13 protein-coding genes are annotated in these 15,445 nt (G+C 54.4%); 9 read left to right on the top strand and 4 right to left on the bottom strand.

Annotated features, from left to right (window positions below):
• The first annotated feature begins 99 nt into the window (after positions 1-99).
• The 9 genes from V7775_RS00175 (at position 100) to V7775_RS00135 (ending at position 11,454) form a co-directional block, all read left to right on the top strand.
• Entirely contained in the window at positions 100-396 is a 297-nt protein-coding gene (locus V7775_RS00175) for a DUF3467 domain-containing protein (protein ID WP_335749834.1), read from the top strand.
• On the top strand, positions 393-2,282 hold the full coding sequence (locus tag V7775_RS00170) for an efflux RND transporter periplasmic adaptor subunit (RefSeq protein WP_335749833.1): 1,890 nt from the start codon (positions 393-395) through the stop codon (positions 2,280-2,282). Before V7775_RS00175 ends, V7775_RS00170 begins: the two co-directional genes overlap by 4 nt.
• 51 nt (positions 2,283-2,333) lie before the next feature.
• Entirely contained in the window at positions 2,334-4,430 is a 2,097-nt protein-coding gene (locus V7775_RS00165; protein ID WP_335749832.1) for a PqqD family peptide modification chaperone, read from the top strand.
• Entirely contained in the window at positions 4,423-6,438 is a 2,016-nt protein-coding gene (locus V7775_RS00160) for a preprotein translocase subunit SecA (protein ID WP_335749831.1), read from the top strand. The genes V7775_RS00165 and V7775_RS00160 overlap by 8 nt, the downstream gene beginning before the upstream one ends.
• Positions 6,435-7,211: a hypothetical protein gene (locus V7775_RS00155; protein ID WP_335749830.1), complete on the top strand. Its 777-nt coding sequence runs from the start codon at positions 6,435-6,437 to the stop codon at positions 7,209-7,211. The genes V7775_RS00160 and V7775_RS00155 overlap by 4 nt, the downstream gene beginning before the upstream one ends.
• Entirely contained in the window at positions 7,208-8,098 is an 891-nt protein-coding gene (locus V7775_RS00150) for a hypothetical protein (protein WP_335749829.1), read from the top strand. Before V7775_RS00155 ends, V7775_RS00150 begins: the two co-directional genes overlap by 4 nt.
• A complete protein-coding gene (locus tag V7775_RS00145) occupies positions 8,085-9,098 on the top strand; it encodes a radical SAM protein (protein ID WP_335749828.1) in 1,014 nt (337 codons plus the stop codon). Before V7775_RS00150 ends, V7775_RS00145 begins: the two co-directional genes overlap by 14 nt.
• Positions 9,099-9,201: 103 nt before the next feature.
• Positions 9,202-9,972 carry a SapC family protein gene (locus tag V7775_RS00140; protein WP_335749827.1) on the top strand — a complete coding sequence of 257 codons (771 nt, stop codon included), beginning with the start codon at positions 9,202-9,204 and terminating at the stop codon, positions 9,970-9,972.
• A 9-nt stretch (positions 9,973-9,981) separates the two neighbouring features.
• Complete coding sequence (locus tag V7775_RS00135; RefSeq protein ID WP_335749826.1) at positions 9,982-11,454, top strand: tryptophan halogenase family protein; 1,473 nt, start codon at positions 9,982-9,984, stop codon at positions 11,452-11,454.
• 239 nt (positions 11,455-11,693) lie between these two features.
• Here the strand turns inward: V7775_RS00135 and V7775_RS00130 are convergent, their stop codons facing one another.
• From V7775_RS00130 to V7775_RS00115, 4 genes are read right to left on the bottom strand one after another with little or no spacing between them, the layout of a single operon-like run.
• Complete coding sequence (locus V7775_RS00130) at positions 11,694-12,467, bottom strand: SDR family NAD(P)-dependent oxidoreductase (RefSeq protein ID WP_335749825.1); 774 nt, start codon at positions 12,465-12,467, stop codon at positions 11,694-11,696.
• Positions 12,467-13,828, bottom strand: coding sequence for a TRAP transporter large permease (locus V7775_RS00125; protein ID WP_335749824.1), 1,362 nt, complete (start codon positions 13,826-13,828; stop codon positions 12,467-12,469). Before V7775_RS00125 ends, V7775_RS00130 begins: the two co-directional genes overlap by 1 nt.
• Positions 13,816-14,352, bottom strand: a complete 537-nt coding sequence (locus tag V7775_RS00120) for a TRAP transporter small permease subunit (RefSeq protein WP_335749823.1) — start codon at positions 14,350-14,352, stop codon at positions 13,816-13,818. Before V7775_RS00120 ends, V7775_RS00125 begins: the two co-directional genes overlap by 13 nt.
• Positions 14,353-14,402: 50 nt before the next feature.
• Complete coding sequence (locus tag V7775_RS00115) at positions 14,403-15,437, bottom strand: TRAP transporter substrate-binding protein (protein WP_335749822.1); 1,035 nt, start codon at positions 15,435-15,437, stop codon at positions 14,403-14,405.
• Positions 15,438-15,445 lie beyond the last annotated feature (8 nt).

The raw sequence follows: 15,445 nt of genomic DNA, 5'->3' as shown, positions 1-15,445 counted from the left end.
AGCTATTGAAGATTTTGACTTTAGGAGGGGCAGTCGGCTAGGCTGCCCCTGATGCGTCAGTCGTAAGGCAGACACAGACTGGAACCTTCAGGAGATATAATGGCCGAAACGAATGATGAACCAAAGAAAGTCGATACCTCGGTAGTATGGAATGACAGTGACATGCAGACGAGCTTTGCAAATGTTGTGAACGTGCAGGGCACCCGTGAACAGATCGAATTTTTCTTTGGTACGAATAAGACTTGGAATGCGGGTGCTACGGAGCCTGTTCAGGTTGATCTGAACAATCGTGTTATCATGACACCCTATGCCACCAAGCGGCTGCATCAAATTCTAACAGGTGTCCTGCGGGAATATGAATCGCGACATGGTGTGCTAAAAGTAGACGACAAATGAACGACATAGGCGGCAGTGACACAATCAAGCCTGCTGCTGAAGCAGGCCGTGTGACGCTGCCTGAACAGGGCCTTTGGAAAAATCTTGGTCAGGCTGATGGCTTGGAGAGTGCTGCACAGGCATGGACGCCACTTATGTTCGGCCAGCTTGACTGTGCTGAGGCTGTTTGTGTGTTTCTGGTTGATCCGGAGGGTGGGCGACTAAGGGCCACCTCTCATTGGCCGAGGACGCGGATGCCCGCGGGGGCGCTGATCGGCGCCGCAGAAGCGGCGATGGAGAACAACCGTGGTGTTGTTCGCGGTGGTGTTGGTGACGGGGGACAGCTGACTGGTGGCCTTGTCAGTGTGGCAACGCCGCTTGTTGTTGACGGCATTGTTCTGGGTGCGGTTGGCGCCGAGATATTGCCTCAGGACCAGACAGACCTCAGAGTCGAAATGCGGCGACTGCAATGGGGTGCTGCTTGGATGCGCGATGTCTTGCGGCGCGATGCGTCGATGGCCGACAAGCGGCGCTATTCCAATGCAATAGAGGCGCTGAACTCGGTTGTGAATGTGGCCGAGCAAAAGGACATCGCTACTGCCACTCGTTCTGCGACGACCGCCCTTGCGACCCGATTTGACTGCGATAGGGTCACGATTGGATTTCAGCGGTTTTTTCGTACCCGAGTGTCAGCAATTTCTCATTCGGCGCAGTTTAACAAACAAATGAATCTGGTGCGGCTTTTGGGGGCCGCAATGGATGAAGCGATTGACCAACGCGGCGTCGTGATCTGGCCCGAAACCCAGAGCGATGATCCGCGTGCCACGCATCGGCATCAAAAACTGGCTCAGGCGCAGGCCGTAGGGCACATCATGACGACGCCGCTGTACAGTCGCGGCCATTTCATTGGCGCGGTGACGTTTGAGCGGCCCACGGATCAGCCGTTTTCACAAGATGAGATAGAGATTTTGGAAGCCGTCAGTACGGTTTTGGCCCCGGTTTTGGATGAGAAACGCCGCAACGACAGATGGTTGTTGAGCAAGCTGGGCGAGAGCCTTGGTGGACATTTTATCAGGCTCGCAGGTCCGGGCTATTTGGGGCGCAAGGCTTTGTTGGTGTGTGTCGCCGCGTTGACTGCGTTTTTTTGGTTCACTATGGGCGAGGATCGCATCGCTGCGGATGCTGTTGTTGAAGGTGCCGTGCAGCGTACCATCGCCGCATCTGCGGACGGGTTTATCGCCGAAAGCTTTGCCCGCGCGGGTGATGTCGTCAGCAAAGACGCGGTACTAGTGCGACTGGATGACCGCGAATTGACGCTGGAACGGCTACGCTTGCTGACAGAGCTGCAACGCGGCCAGATTGAATATGACCGCGCGCTTGCTGCACGTGATCGCGCCGAAACACAGGTGCGCCGCAGCCAGATCGACCAAATCGAGGCGCAGATAAACCTGATCGACAAGCAGATCGAACGCACCGAGCTGGTCTCACCTTATGAAGGCATTATCACCTCGGGAGACCTGTCGCAGTCTATTGGTGCTGCAGTGGCGCGCGGCGAGGCGTTGCTGACCGTAACCCCCATAGATGCGTACCGCGTGACCCTGCGTGTGGATGAAAGACGTATCGCTGATGTGGTCGAAGGCCAGACAGGTACGCTGGTTGTGACCTCGTTGCCTGACACCAGCTTTCCCTTTGCGGTTCGCAAAATTACGCCTGTGGCTGAATATGCAGACGGCGCAACCAGTTTTCGTGTCGAGGCAGAGCTTACCGATGGCTTTGATAATATTCTGCCGGGCATGGAGGGCGTCGGCAAGATTGACGTGACCGAAGCTCGCTTGATCGCAATCTGGACCAGGCCGATGGTTGACTGGATGCGGCTGTGGGCTTGGCGCTGGTTGAGCTTGGATTAAACAAAGATGGCGCAGTCATTCCTCAGTCAAGACTGGTACAGGGTCGGGCCAATGCGCCCGCGCTTGCGCAGCCATGTCGAAATTCACCGTCAAAGGTTTCGGGGCGATACGTGGTTCATCGTTCAAGATCTACACTCGGGAAAGTACTTTCGATTAAGCCCTGCTGCCAACCTTATCGCCAGCCTGATGGATGGGCGCCGCAGCTTGCAAGTTCTATGGGAGACAGCCTGCACCCAATACCCAGATGATCCACCCACACAAGCCGAGGTGATACGCCTGCTGTCTCAGTTGCACCACGCAGACCTGATCGCAGGCGATATGCCCCCCGACATCGCGGAAATGGGTCAAAGGCACCATGATCAAACGCGCAAATCGTTGATGTCACGCCTGCGCAACCCATTGGCGTTGCGTTTTCCGCTGTTTGACCCTGACCGATTTTTGGGGGCGACATTGTGGATGGTTCGCTGGCTGTTCACGGTCTGGGGATTTATGCTGTGGGCAGCGCTAATTTTCACGGGCGTTACGCTTGTTGCGCTAAACTGGGGCGGGCTGACCGGAGGGTTGAGCGACCGGATTCTGTCGGCAGAGAATATTGCACTAATTGCACTAGCTTATCCGCTGATCAAAGCCATTCATGAGCTGGGACATGCCTATGCCACCAAGGTCTGGGGAGGTGAGGTGCATGAAATCGGATTGATGTTCCTTGTATTCATTCCAGTGCCCTATGTGGATGCGTCATCTTCTGCGGCTTTTCCCGAGAAATGGCGTCGGGTTATTGTCGGTGGCGCAGGTATCATGGTGGAATTGGCGTTGGCTGCCATCGCGATGATCGTCTGGATCAACGTAGAACCAGGGTTAGTGCGCGCGTTTGCATTCAATGTGATGTTGATAGGCGGCGTCTCTACGCTGCTTTTCAATGGGAATCCGCTGCTGCGGTTTGACGGTTATTTTGTGCTGGCGGATGCGTTGGAGATACCGAACCTCGGCCAACGCTCAAGCAAGTATTTCTGGTACATCGTGCAGCGGTATCTGTTTGGCCTCAAAGACGCGGCCAACCCTGTGACTGCGCGCGGCGAAAGGCTGTGGTTTCTATTCTATTCCATAGCGGCGTTTTTCTACCGCATGTCTGTGTCCATCGCGATCTCTCTTTTTGTGGCGCAGAAGTTCTTTGTGATCGGCACAATCCTCGCAATTTGGGCCATATCAAACGTGCTTGTTGTGCCCATTTTCAAAGGCCTGAAATTTCTCGTCATCGGGCCTAACCTGCGCGAAAAAAGGGGCCGTGCGTTAACGCTGAGTGCTGCATTATTTATCAGTGTCATGGCTGTGATTTTTGCCGTTCCAGTGCCTCATAGGACGCTGGCGATTGGGGTGGTTTGGTTGGATGAAGGTGAAGTTCTGCGCGCATCCACTGATGGATTTGTGGCGATCGCGTCACTGGAAAATAGGCCAGTGGTCACAGATGAGGTCATCGTGACAATGGCTGATCCAAATCTGGTTTCGCAGACACAGCTTGCGCGTGCGCGGCTGCAAGAAATCAAGCTACGCCTTCAGGGGGTGAGTGGATCAAACGTGGTTCAAGCCAATCTTTTGCGCGAACAGGTGCGCCATCTAGAAGGGCGGCTTGCGCTATTTGAGGAACGTAGTGCTGCACTGGTTGTCAAAGCGGCTTATCCAGGGCGTGCCTTGATCCCTAACGCCGATGACCTGCCGGGGCGGCATGTAAAAAAGGGTGCCGTGCTGGGGTATCTGATGAAGGATGAGGGGCTTCGCCTACGGGTTGCGGTGCCTCAAGATATGGCGGAACTGGTGCGCGGTAGTATCGGTGTTGAGGTCAGGATGCATCGCGCGCTGGCGACAGTATTGCCGGCGCAAATCATCGGCGCGGCCCCTGAAAGCCGCCCCATCCTTCCATCACCTGCATTGTCCTCGGACGCAGGGGGAGCCTTCGCAAGCGATCCCTCCGACCCTACAGGACGGCGCAGCCTACAAAGCCTTTTTGTCTTTGATATCAGCCCCAGCGTTGCTGTTGGTCCCGCAATGGTTGGTGAGCGCGCGATTGTGCGCTTTGATCACGGTGATACACCTTTGGGATTTAGGATCGGACGTAGCCTGCGACAGCTTTTCTTGGCACGGTTCAATGTCTGATCATGCGGTTTCCCCCCATGGCCGCAGGCTGCACCTGCCGGATGTCATCACCTACGATGAACGGCCGGATGTAAAAGAGGAAGCGCTGGACCGGATTGGACGCAAAATTCTGGGCGCTGTTATCTCTCGTGGATCGGCGGGGCGCAGTAGGAGGTTGAAACCCATCTTACGCGCGGTGCGCCGTCATGCGGGCACATTTGAAAAACTCGATGATGCAGCGCTTACGGCGCATGCTCAGTCTTTTCGTGCAGAATTGCGGCAGGCGTTGTTGTCGGGAAAACCACGTACTGCCGTGTTGGGGCAGTCATTTGCGCTGGTGCGTGAAGTCGCTCATCGTACCTTGGGTATGCGCCACTATGATGTACAAATCATGGGTGCCTACGCGATGATGCAGGGCCAGATAGCCGAGATGCGGACGGGGGAGGGCAAGACGCTATGTGCGACGCTGGCCGTCGCAACCATGGCGCTGGGGGGCGTGCCGGTGCATGTCATTACCGTCAACGATTATCTTGCCGAACGCGACGCCGAGCTGATGCAGCCCGTCTACGCGTTTCTGGGTCTGGACGTTGGCGTGATCCTTGAAGGGCAATCTGAAGAAGAACGTCAACAGATATACAAGCGCGCGGTTGTGCATGGCGCCAACAAAGAGATCGCGTTTGACTATCTGCGTGACAGAATGGTTTTGCGTCGCCAGCCAGGTAACCTGCACCGAAAAATTGAGCGAATTTCTGGAAAACAGATCGGCGGCGCATTGCGGATGAACGGCCTGCACTTTGCGTTGATCGATGAAGCCGACAGCGTTCTGGTGGATGAGGCGCGCACACCGCTGGTGATTTCTGGCGCGGTGTCACAGGGGCAGGGACATGACGTTGAAATGTTCCAAAATGCGATGGCCGCCGCAAAGCACCTTCAAGAGGGCCCTGACTATAAGGTCTTGGCCAACGAACGCCGTGTGGTGGTGTCAAAACGAGGGTTGAATCAGCTCGACGAGATCGCAGCTGACAGCGAAGGCGCGTTTGGCGTGCCAGTCATTCGTGAACAGGCAGTGGTGCAAGCGCTGACCGCCCTGCATCTGTTTCATCGTGATGAGGACTACATTATAAAAGATGATGCCGTGCAGATCGTGGATGAAAATACAGGCCGGGTGCAGGAGGATCGAAGCTGGTCAGAGGGCCTGCACCAGATGATCGAATTAAAAGAAGGACTGGAACTGTCGGACCTGCGTGAGACCCTGTCACGCATCACGTATCAGCGGTTTTTTCGCCGCTACGGTCGAGTTGCGGGGATGACAGGGACAGCGCGTGATGCCGCGTGGGAACTTTACTCGGTTTACGGATTGAAGGTTGCGCGTATACCCACCAACCGTCCAGACATCCGACGGTTTGCGCGTGATCGCGTCATGAAAACAGAACAATCTAAGTGGCAGGCCATTGCTGCACGGGCGCGCGATTTGAACCACAAGGGCGTGCCTGTCCTGATTGGCACCCGCTCTGTTGCTGCGTCAGAAGCGGCAAGTGTTGCGCTGGAGCAGCTGGGGGTGGCGCATGACGTACTCAATGCGCGTCAGGATGCGGACGAGGCAGCACTGATCACGCGTGCCGGCCAATCCGGGGCCGTAACTGTCGCGACTAACATGGCTGGGCGAGGTACTGACATAAAATTGGGGGCAGGGGTGACTAAACTTGGTGGTTTGCACGTTATCCTGAGCGAGCGGCACGACAGTCGCAGGGTCGATCGCCAACTTGAAGGGCGCTGCGGCAGGCAGGGTGATCCGGGTCAGGTTGAGGTGTTTTTGTCCCTTGGTGACGAATTGATGCGTTCGAATTCCGCGCGGTATGCCAGACGCGCAGCAAGGTTTGTTAGACTGGCAAGCCCGCGGTTAGCAGGTTTCTTTTTCCGATTACGCCAACGCAAGATCGAAAAGATCCATGCACGCATGCGACTGGATTTACTGGAGGCGGACCGCTCACTTGGTGACCTTTTGGCTGTTTCAGGGCAGTTGGAATGAGAAGCTCGATGCCGCATTGCGAGCTTGATGCCCGCCTAAGAACGACGCTTGAACAGGTTGAACACCCGTTGCTTTGTGAGCCTTCGGTCAAGGTTGTGGAAGGAAAGTTGGTCAACGAGCGCTATCTTGTCAGTTTTCCACGCGCAGCACTGGGGCCTGGACCTAAAGGCAAGTTGCGCCAGATGTTGATTGATCTAGATGTGCCACCAGAAGGGTTGGCGCGGCTTGACCGCATACAATCGGGCTCTCGTTCTGTACATTTTGGCTATGAGCCAGATCCACGTGGTGCCTTGATCAAGTGCTATCTTGAATTTGATGTCGACAGGCGGCCGCAACCAGACTTGACCTTTCTTGCGATCAAGTGGCGGCGAGGCGGAACTTTTGCAGAGACATTGTATCTTGACCGCGATGAATTGAAACCGAAGGCACAGGACGATCTGCTGTGCGAAGTCGTCCCCGAGGGCCGTGTACGCAGTGCGATGTTACGCTTGGCCGATCTGACGCGCATCCACATGGCGTTGCGTTTTCTAGAAGTTGTGGAGCCTGGCAGCCCGCGTCGTTCCATTGATATCAACCTGTCCGAAAGTGGTGCGACCCTTGGGGAACATCATGATCTCCTGTCTGATTTTTTAGGCGGGGGCGATGACGTGGTTACCTATCTGCGCTCGCGCGCTAACGACAAGCTGGGCCATGTCGCAGCAGGCACAACACGGGATGGCACGCCGTTTGGCACCCTTTATCACGGCGCACACCGCTTGATGGGTGCGCTATGACAGACCGCAGTTGGACCCTTGCTGATCGGATTAAACCTGCACGGCGGTCTGATCCCTCGTTAGATTATTGTCTGTGGCCCTATGATCCTCCGGCGCTGTCCAACGCGGATAGTTGGCAGTCGTCTGCGTTACTTTATCACTCTTTCGAGGTGGCGGGTGCCTCTGACCGGATGATTGCCTTTTGTGACGCGTTGCAAGCAGCCAGTGGGCCGTTCAAAACGGTTTGGGGGATCAAACATGCAGGTGGCAAACTTAGCTGGGAATTCTATTTCTATGATTATGCGCGTTTGGATCGTGGGTTTGATACAAGGGCCCTTGCACGCGCCACGCAGGGTATCGTGCCCATCACGGCCCCGCTGGACGCAGATCAGATACCCTACTTTATGTATTCTGTAGAGCTGACAGCACAACATGTGAACGCAGATGCGCCAATTGATCAGATCGACATCTATGTTGGTAACCCTGGAAGTGCCGTGTCGTCAGGCATTTGCTACGGCGTGTCAGAAAAGGGTAGAGAATTGCGTAATTTCTACTTTTTCTTCAACGCAAAAGATCATGCTGAAGATATTCGAGCAAAGATCGCCTCTACTGCTTTTCTTGGGGCACCCGATTTGCGGATGGAGGACATTTTGTGGCCTCAGATGACAGCACAGACGATTGTTGTGGCCAACAAGCGTCATAGTGACTCGCTATATTTTTCGCGGATACCCGTCGCCGAAGTTGTCGATTTTTTGGATGTTTTAGACTTTCCAGATCCGTTGCAGCATTTTTTGAACGAAAATCAGCATCGTTTCGCGCATCTGCTTTTTGATGTAGGGTACGATTGGATCGCTGACCCCGCTGGTGGGCTGCGCTATGTGAAAGGCAGCTACTATGGGCTTATCTGACAAGCCACCTGTTGATCGTGCCTTGAGGGCGCGACAAGCTGTGGATGTTGCTGGCGTACGGGCAGGTGTCACCACGCCGCCACAGATGGAGCATACGCGCCCGCGAATGTCCCTGCGTGATCATGATAAATATGTCTCCCTCACGATGGAGTTTCGCTGTAACCTGAAGTGCGTGCATTGCATGATTGAGGGGACAATGGACCGCCTGCAACCCACACCGGACGGGTTGTTCCAACATGTTCTGGATCAACAAAAAAATGAGGGCCTTTGGGAAGGCTTGGTCCTGACGGGATCAGAAATCACGTTGAACCGTGATCTGCCAAATTTGGCAACCAGAGCACGCGAGGCTGGGTTCAAGCGTGTGCGCATTCAAACTCACGGCGTCCACCTGTCGCGCCCTAAATATGCAGACAGATTGCTGGACGCTGGCGTCAATGAATTTTTTGTTTCCGTTGCAGGGGGCAACCGTGACAGCCACGACGCCATCACGCAGGTACCACGCGCTTGGGACAAGATGATGGCAGGGCTTACCTATCTCGACACCAAGGATGATGTCCGTTTGCTGACGAATTCTGTTGTAACAGCACTTAGTTATCGCGAATTACCGCAGATGGTCTCGGCGTTGTCACATTTGAAAAAACTGGTGCAAATGGAGTTTTGGAACTTTTGGCCGATGGCCGAGAGCGATGAGAAACAGCTTTGCGCGCCCCACAGTGACATTCTGCCCTACCTGCGCGATGCAATCCTTGCCGCGCGTGCCCAAGGTCGATTTGTTGAAGTGAAAAACTTTCCCGAGTGTCTGTTGACTGATCTAGGTGACGCCCTCGTTAATGCGCAACCAATGCTCGTCATTGACCCCGCCTTTTGGACCGAGTTTGACCGCAACGGGTTCAACAACTGCCGCCACCGCGATAGCTGTGGATCGACCGAATGCCTTGGTTTGAATAACGCATATATAGACCGCTTTGGCTGGGAAGAAGATCTTCTTTCCCCGCTCTAAAACAAACCTAGAAAAGGTTAGGTGCCATGCGGTCTGTGCTATAGGTTGATGATAGTACAAAGAAATAACGTTATAAAGATTTTAACACAGGAAAAATATTCACATGTCACGACAGCTGATGATTTATGAACGTGCGGTGCCAATCTCTTCGGAGCGGCATAGGGACTGGTCAGTGCGCACTGGTGGAGATTTTAGCTTTGCGCGGGAGGTGAACTCTGTACCGCTTCTTGCGGCAGAGTTCATTGCAGCGGCCACAGACCATGCCATTGTTTTTGCTGGTGACGAGAACACTGTATTCCCGAGTGTTATTCTAGGCATGCACGACAATGCTAATGGCAATGTTGGAGAAGACGGCAGCTGGACCGGTGGCTATATACCGGCCTTTCTACGCCGCTATCCCTTTGTCTTTTCGCGCTCTGAAGATGGTAAAACGTTTACGCTTTGCATGGACGAAGAGTTCGATGGTTTTAACAAGGATGGCAAGGGCGAACGCCTGTTTGACGCAGACGGCAACCGGACACAGTATCTCGAGTCTATGCTGACCTTTGCGCGTGAATACCAAGCACTGTTCGATCGGACGCAAATATTCTGTAACCGGCTGAAAGAACTTGGTTTGCTGGACGCCGGACAGGCGCAATTCAACTTGCCAGGCGGCGAGTCCTCTCAACTTGGCGGCTTTTTCACTATCAATCGCGCTAAGCTTAAGGCTCTGCCACCCGAGACGCTTGCTCAGATGGCATCAACCGACGAGTTGGAGCTTTGCTATGTCCACCTCCAGTCCCTCAATAACCTGACACCGATGGCGCGCAGGCTTGCTGAAGGTGCCGCTGCACCCAAAGGCAAAGCAGCCAAGAAGGTTAAGTCTGACGCATAAGGTCATCTGATGCGAGTACTTGTCGTCGGCGGTGGTTCAGCTGGTTGGATCGCCGCCGCAACGCTTCAAAGCCGTTTGAACGGGGCGGGCCGCGGGCCTGTAAGTATTACCGTTCTTGAATCGCCCCAGACACCGCCGATTGGTGTTGGCGAAGCAACAATCCCAACTTTTCGCACGATGCTAAAAAACTTTGGCGTTTCTGAGCCGGGGTTCCTGCGCGCGTGTAATGCAACGTTTAAGCAGGGTATCCGGTTTGACGGCTGGTCTGGTGAAGGTAGTTCGTATCTCCATCCCTTTCACCGTATGCAGGGGCCGGATTTGCGCAGTGTTGTACCGGATTGGCTCGCCTCGGATGGGGAAATGGCCTTTGCTGAGACTGTCTCCGCCCAGCCTACGCTTATTGCGGCGAACAAGGCGCCCCGCCAGCGGACAGACCCGGATTTTGAGTGCGCAGTTCCATATGCCTATCACTTGGATGCGGACGCATTTGCACAATTTATGGCGGATCACTTAACGCCACAGGGCGTTGTCCGCCGCGCAGCGCACGTCACAAAAGTGATGCGGGACGAACAAGGGTATGTGAGTGGGTTGATCACGGATGCGGAGGTCATGACAGCTGACCTATACATTGATTGCACTGGCCAGCGTGGGTTGTTGTTTGAGACCTCGGATTGGGTGAGCTATGCGGACAGGTTGCTGTGCGATGCTGCCGTTACATTTCGCGTCCCACATACTGAAAAAAGCCCATCACCCGCAAACTTCACAAGCGCAAAGGCACTGCCAGCTGGTTGGGCATGGGACATTGGATTACGCAATCGTCGTGGCCGCGGTTATGTATATTCCTCGCGACATTGCTCTGCTGAAGAAGCGGAGGCAACGCTGAGGCGTGACGAAGGATTGGCCGCTCAGGGCATTGAAGCCCGCCATATCACGTTCAAAAGTGGCCACCGCGCTGCGCAGTGGCAGGGAAATGTTGTTGCCATTGGTTTGTCGGGCGGATTTTTAGAACCACTTGAATCAACAGGGCTTTTTCTTGCAGATTTTGCATCCCGCTTACTGGTGGAAATGTTTCCGCCTGGGCCTGATGCTGCGCTCATGTTACCGCTTGCACAACGCTACAATGATTTGTTGGCCGAAATGTATGATGATCTCGGGGATTTCCTATCGCTTCATTACCAAATTTCAGGCCGGACAGACACCGCTTTTTGGCGAGATGCCAGCGCCCCTGAGCGGGCGTCACCCCGTTTGCGGCATTTGCTTTCTATGTGGGATTTGCGGCCGCCATCTTTTGCAGATTTCTCTTTCCGTTACTCACCGTTTTCCCATCAAAGTTATGAGTTTGTGCTCCTAGGTTCGGGCTGGCGTCCCAGTGGATCAGTGCAAGGCGCGGACGGAGTTGTTCTTTCGCCAGATGTTTCGACACTGCGTCGCAGGCTTTTGATGTCCCTGCCAGACCATTGCGCTTCTCTGCCTGAAAATTGACCTCACTCGACATATGTTGGTCTGACGTGATCGACTTTTGCTGGACTATAACGCGATAGGATGATGGGCCGAGAAAGACAGCGACATGGAGTGGGGCACCGCTTTTCTCAAGTTGCTTACCGCTTTTAAGATCGGCTCGACTAAAGGGCGAAATCGTAATGAAACGGCTGGGAACAAGAAGGTCCAAGGCGAGGTGCGGGTTTCCGTATCAGTTTGGTTTTGGACCCGTTGCTTGCGGATTATGCGCCAAGCCCACCGTCAACAGGTAGACTGATGCCTGTGATATAGTTGGACGCATCTGAGGACAGGAAAAGTGCAGCCTCTGCGATGTCCCATGCGGTTCCTTGCCGCCCCATGGGGACTGATGCTGCGCGATCCGCACTTGACGCGCGTTGGGCATCGCTGATGAAAGCTGTGACATGAGGAGTGTCGATCATGCCCGGCATGATGATGTTTGCGCGGATATTATCAGGTGCATGTGCCCGCGCGATTGAACGACCCATCCGGTTCACCCCAGCCTTAGAAGCTTCATAAGCTACGTAAGAATATGGCCCTGAATAGGTGGCGACCAATGATGAAAGGAACACAATTGCGCCGCCACCTTGCTGCTTCATCCCTGGAATGACGGCGCGGGCGGCAAGATATGCGCTCTTGAGGTTAACATCAAAAACGCGGTCCCAGTCGTCCGGGTCTGTTTCACAAACGCCTCCGGGCAGGCTCATGCCAACAACATGTACAAGAATATCAATCCCGCCCCAAAGCGCGTTCGCGCGGGCCACAAGGGCATCCACATCCTTGGGGTCAGTTGCATCCATGGCAAAGGCCTGCGCGGTACCGTCATCCTGTGTGATCCGCGATACAGTGTTCTGAGCTGCGCCAAGGTCACGATCCGCTGCCAGCACTTGTGCGCCTTCACGCGCAAACAGCATGGCAATCGCGCGGCCGTTGCCAATGCCGTCCCCTACGGACCCAGCCCCAATGATCGCGACACGTTTGTTTTTCAATCGATCCATCACAACACCGTATTGGGCAACCAAAGCACAAGCCAAGGCTGCCAAGTAATTAAAGCAAGTACCAGAATTTGGATAATTATGAACGGGATGATCCCGCGATACACTTGGCCCATTTTGATCTGATCGCCCGCAGCCCCTTTAAGGAAGAACAAGGCAAAACCGAATGGCGGTGTCAGAAACGACGTTTGCAAATTCACGGCCATGAGGATCGCAAACCAGTAGATCATATCGTTCTTGGCCACATGATCGCCAAGGTCCATCAACCCAACAATGGGGGCTACGATGGGCAACATGATCAGTGTGATTTCGATCCAGTCAAAGAAAAAACCCAAAAGAAAGATCATCAGCATCAGCATCGCTAGAATGCCCCAATCGCCCATATCCAGACTGCGGGCCGTTTCGACTATGAAATGTTCCCCCCCGATCAAGCGAAACACATAGGCAAAGCCCGTGGCTGCGATGAAGATAAAGAACAACATCGCCAACGTGCGGATAGAGCCGTCCATTGCTTCGCCCAAAACAGTGAAGTTCATGCGCCCGCGCAAAATACCTAATGTTAGCGCGCCGCAAGCGCCTACGCCTGCCGCCTCAGTAGGGGTGGCGATCCCGCCAAGGATTGACCCCAGCACAGAGATGATCAGGATCAAAGGCAATGCAAAAGATAAAACAGCTTCGCGCCACATGCCGCTACGCTCATCTGGGCTAAGCGGCGGTAAGGTCGGTGCAATGCTGGGGCGTAGGGACGCCGCGATCACGATGTAAACCATGTAAGCCAACGCCAATGTCAGCCCCGGCACCAGCGCGGCCACAAACAACTTTGCCAGATTGACCGTTAGGATATCGCCCATAAAGACCAACATCACAGAGGGCGGGATCAAGATACCCAAAGTCCCAGCTGAGACAATTGTGCCGCTAGCAAGTTCCGGAGAATAGCCGCGCTTTAGCATAGTGGGCAGGGCCATGACCGTCAGCATCACGACGGATGCGCCGATAATTCCCGTGGCCGCAGCCAAGATGGTTCCCATGGCCGTTACGGCAAGGGCCAACCCGCCCGGTACAACCCGCAACATTTTTTGCAACGTGATCAATAGGTCTTCGGCGATGCGGCTCTTTTCCAACAGGATGCCCATAAAGATGAACATCGGTGCGGCGATCAGAACTTGGTTTTGAATGGAGCCGCCGAAAATTCGGTTGGGCAAAAGCGAGGCTTGCACCAGACGCATTTCGCCCAAAGCTACTGCAATTGCAGCAAAGATCACTGTGACGCCACCAAGGACCGCAGCGACAGGCAGTCCTGTGAACATTGCAAGGATCAGGGCCAAAAACATAAAAGCCGGCAGAAGTTCGATCAGGAATTCCATAGACCCGCCGTTTCATAAGGGGAGGTGCGCACACCGCGTAAAGTCGCGATGGCGCGGATCAACACAGACCACGCCCCAAAGAGCGCAAGCAAAGCGGACAACGGCACAGCAGATTTGATGATCCAGCGATGATCAAGCCCAAGTCCGCCAGAAGATCCTTCGCCGCGGATAAAAGACCGGTGGGCAAAGTCAAAGCCGTACCAAAGAATGGCCAGCAGGAAAGGTGTCAGAAACAGTAAGATGCCTGCGATTTCAAGCCGCAGCTTTAAACGGTCTGAGAAATTTTGATGAAAAATATCAATGCGGACATGGGCATTGCGCGTATAGGCATACCCAAACCCAAGCACAGCAATTGCGCCGTGCAGGTGCCACTCCAGTTCTTGCAGCGCCACAGAACCTGTGTTGAAGAACCGACGGCCTATGACGTCGTATAATATAACCGCTGTCAGCCCGAGTAGCAAAAGCCCCGCGATGCGCGCAGCATAGACGCAAATGCGGTCAAGAATATGTGCAAGTTTGAGCATAATAATTATGTGAAGGGCCGGATGCGCGAAACACCTCCGGCCCGATCCCCTTAATCTACGTAAGCCAGATCACCCCATGTGGCATAGTCTGCCCGGAATGCTTGAACATGTTCCCAAACCCGTTTGAAATCAGCGTCCGAAGCTGTGCGCTCAGCGACAACTTCATCCCATGCACCGCTAAAGGCTGCGAGCATATCATCAGACCACTTGTGTACGGTAACGCCTTGTTCTTCGAGGCTGGCCAATGGCGCAAGCTGGATAGACTCGCCCTCAGCGATGGTTTGCGCGACATTGGCGGCGCATACTTCTTCGATGGCTGCACGGTGCTGATCTTCCAAACCATCCCAAACGTCTTTGTTGACGATAAAGGTGACCAAAGACGACTGCTGATGCCAACCGGGAAAGTAATAGTGTTTCGCGTGTTCTTGCATGCCAAGCATCAAATCAATCGCAGGAAAGCTGATCTCAGCCGCGTCAAGTGTACCAAGGTTCAGGCCTGTCATCGTGTCGCCAACACCCATGGATTGCGCCTGTGCGCCCAATTTTTCCATGACTGATGCGCCAAGGCCGAAGATCCGCATTTTTAGGCCTGCCAGATCGGCAGGAGAATTGATTTCATTGTTGAACCAGCCCGAAGCTTCGGGGGCCAGCATCGCACATAATTCCGAGTGGATGTTGTAGGGCGCGGACAGTTCTGCCCATAGCTGCTCACCGCCACCATTGTACCACCACGCAGTATATTCCACAGCACCGGGTCCAAAAGGAAACGCCGTAAACAACGGGGCTGCCGGGATAATACCTTCAGCAAGGCCCGGTGTGTACCAACCAGCAGTGATTGCACCAGTCGAAACACCGTCCCAGATTTCATTCGTTGGGGCCAACTCGCCGGGGTTGTGATAGATGATTTCGACTTCGCCGCCTGTCAGGCGCTTGACCCGTTCGCCCAGATCGACACCGGCTGATCCCAGCACAGGCAGTGAATTGGGCACATAGGCCTGCATATCTAGCGTTTCCGCCTGTGCCACAGCCGCGCTCATGCTCATGGCCAGTGCGGATGCACCGATCGAGAATTTTGAAAGCTTCATAATATTTC

Origin of the sequence: Sulfitobacter sp., assembly GCF_036960155.1 — a bacterium.
In the GTDB taxonomy this organism is placed as follows: domain Bacteria; phylum Pseudomonadota; class Alphaproteobacteria; order Rhodobacterales; family Rhodobacteraceae; genus Sulfitobacter.
The sequence above is the reverse complement of the archived record's forward strand: the minus strand, read 5'-3'. Positions and strand labels throughout refer to the sequence as shown.

Coding starts and splice junctions, on each gene's coding strand:
- V7775_RS00175 (WP_335749834.1), top strand. CDS start 100: ATGGCCGAAACGAATGATGAACCAAAGAAAGTCGATACCTCGGTAGTA.
- V7775_RS00170 (WP_335749833.1), top strand. CDS start 393: ATGAACGACATAGGCGGCAGTGACACAATCAAGCCTGCTGCTGAAGCA.
- V7775_RS00165 (WP_335749832.1), top strand. CDS start 2,334: ATGCGCCCGCGCTTGCGCAGCCATGTCGAAATTCACCGTCAAAGGTTT.
- V7775_RS00160 (WP_335749831.1), top strand. CDS start 4,423: ATGTCTGATCATGCGGTTTCCCCCCATGGCCGCAGGCTGCACCTGCCG.
- V7775_RS00155 (WP_335749830.1), top strand. CDS start 6,435: ATGAGAAGCTCGATGCCGCATTGCGAGCTTGATGCCCGCCTAAGAACG.
- V7775_RS00150 (WP_335749829.1), top strand. CDS start 7,208: ATGACAGACCGCAGTTGGACCCTTGCTGATCGGATTAAACCTGCACGG.
- V7775_RS00145 (WP_335749828.1), top strand. CDS start 8,085: ATGGGCTTATCTGACAAGCCACCTGTTGATCGTGCCTTGAGGGCGCGA.
- V7775_RS00140 (WP_335749827.1), top strand. CDS start 9,202: ATGTCACGACAGCTGATGATTTATGAACGTGCGGTGCCAATCTCTTCG.
- V7775_RS00135 (WP_335749826.1), top strand. CDS start 9,982: ATGCGAGTACTTGTCGTCGGCGGTGGTTCAGCTGGTTGGATCGCCGCC.
- V7775_RS00130 (WP_335749825.1), bottom strand. CDS start 12,467: ATGGATCGATTGAAAAACAAACGTGTCGCGATCATTGGGGCTGGGTCC.
- V7775_RS00125 (WP_335749824.1), bottom strand. CDS start 13,828: ATGGAATTCCTGATCGAACTTCTGCCGGCTTTTATGTTTTTGGCCCTG.
- V7775_RS00120 (WP_335749823.1), bottom strand. CDS start 14,352: ATGCTCAAACTTGCACATATTCTTGACCGCATTTGCGTCTATGCTGCG.
- V7775_RS00115 (WP_335749822.1), bottom strand. CDS start 15,437: ATGAAGCTTTCAAAATTCTCGATCGGTGCATCCGCACTGGCCATGAGC.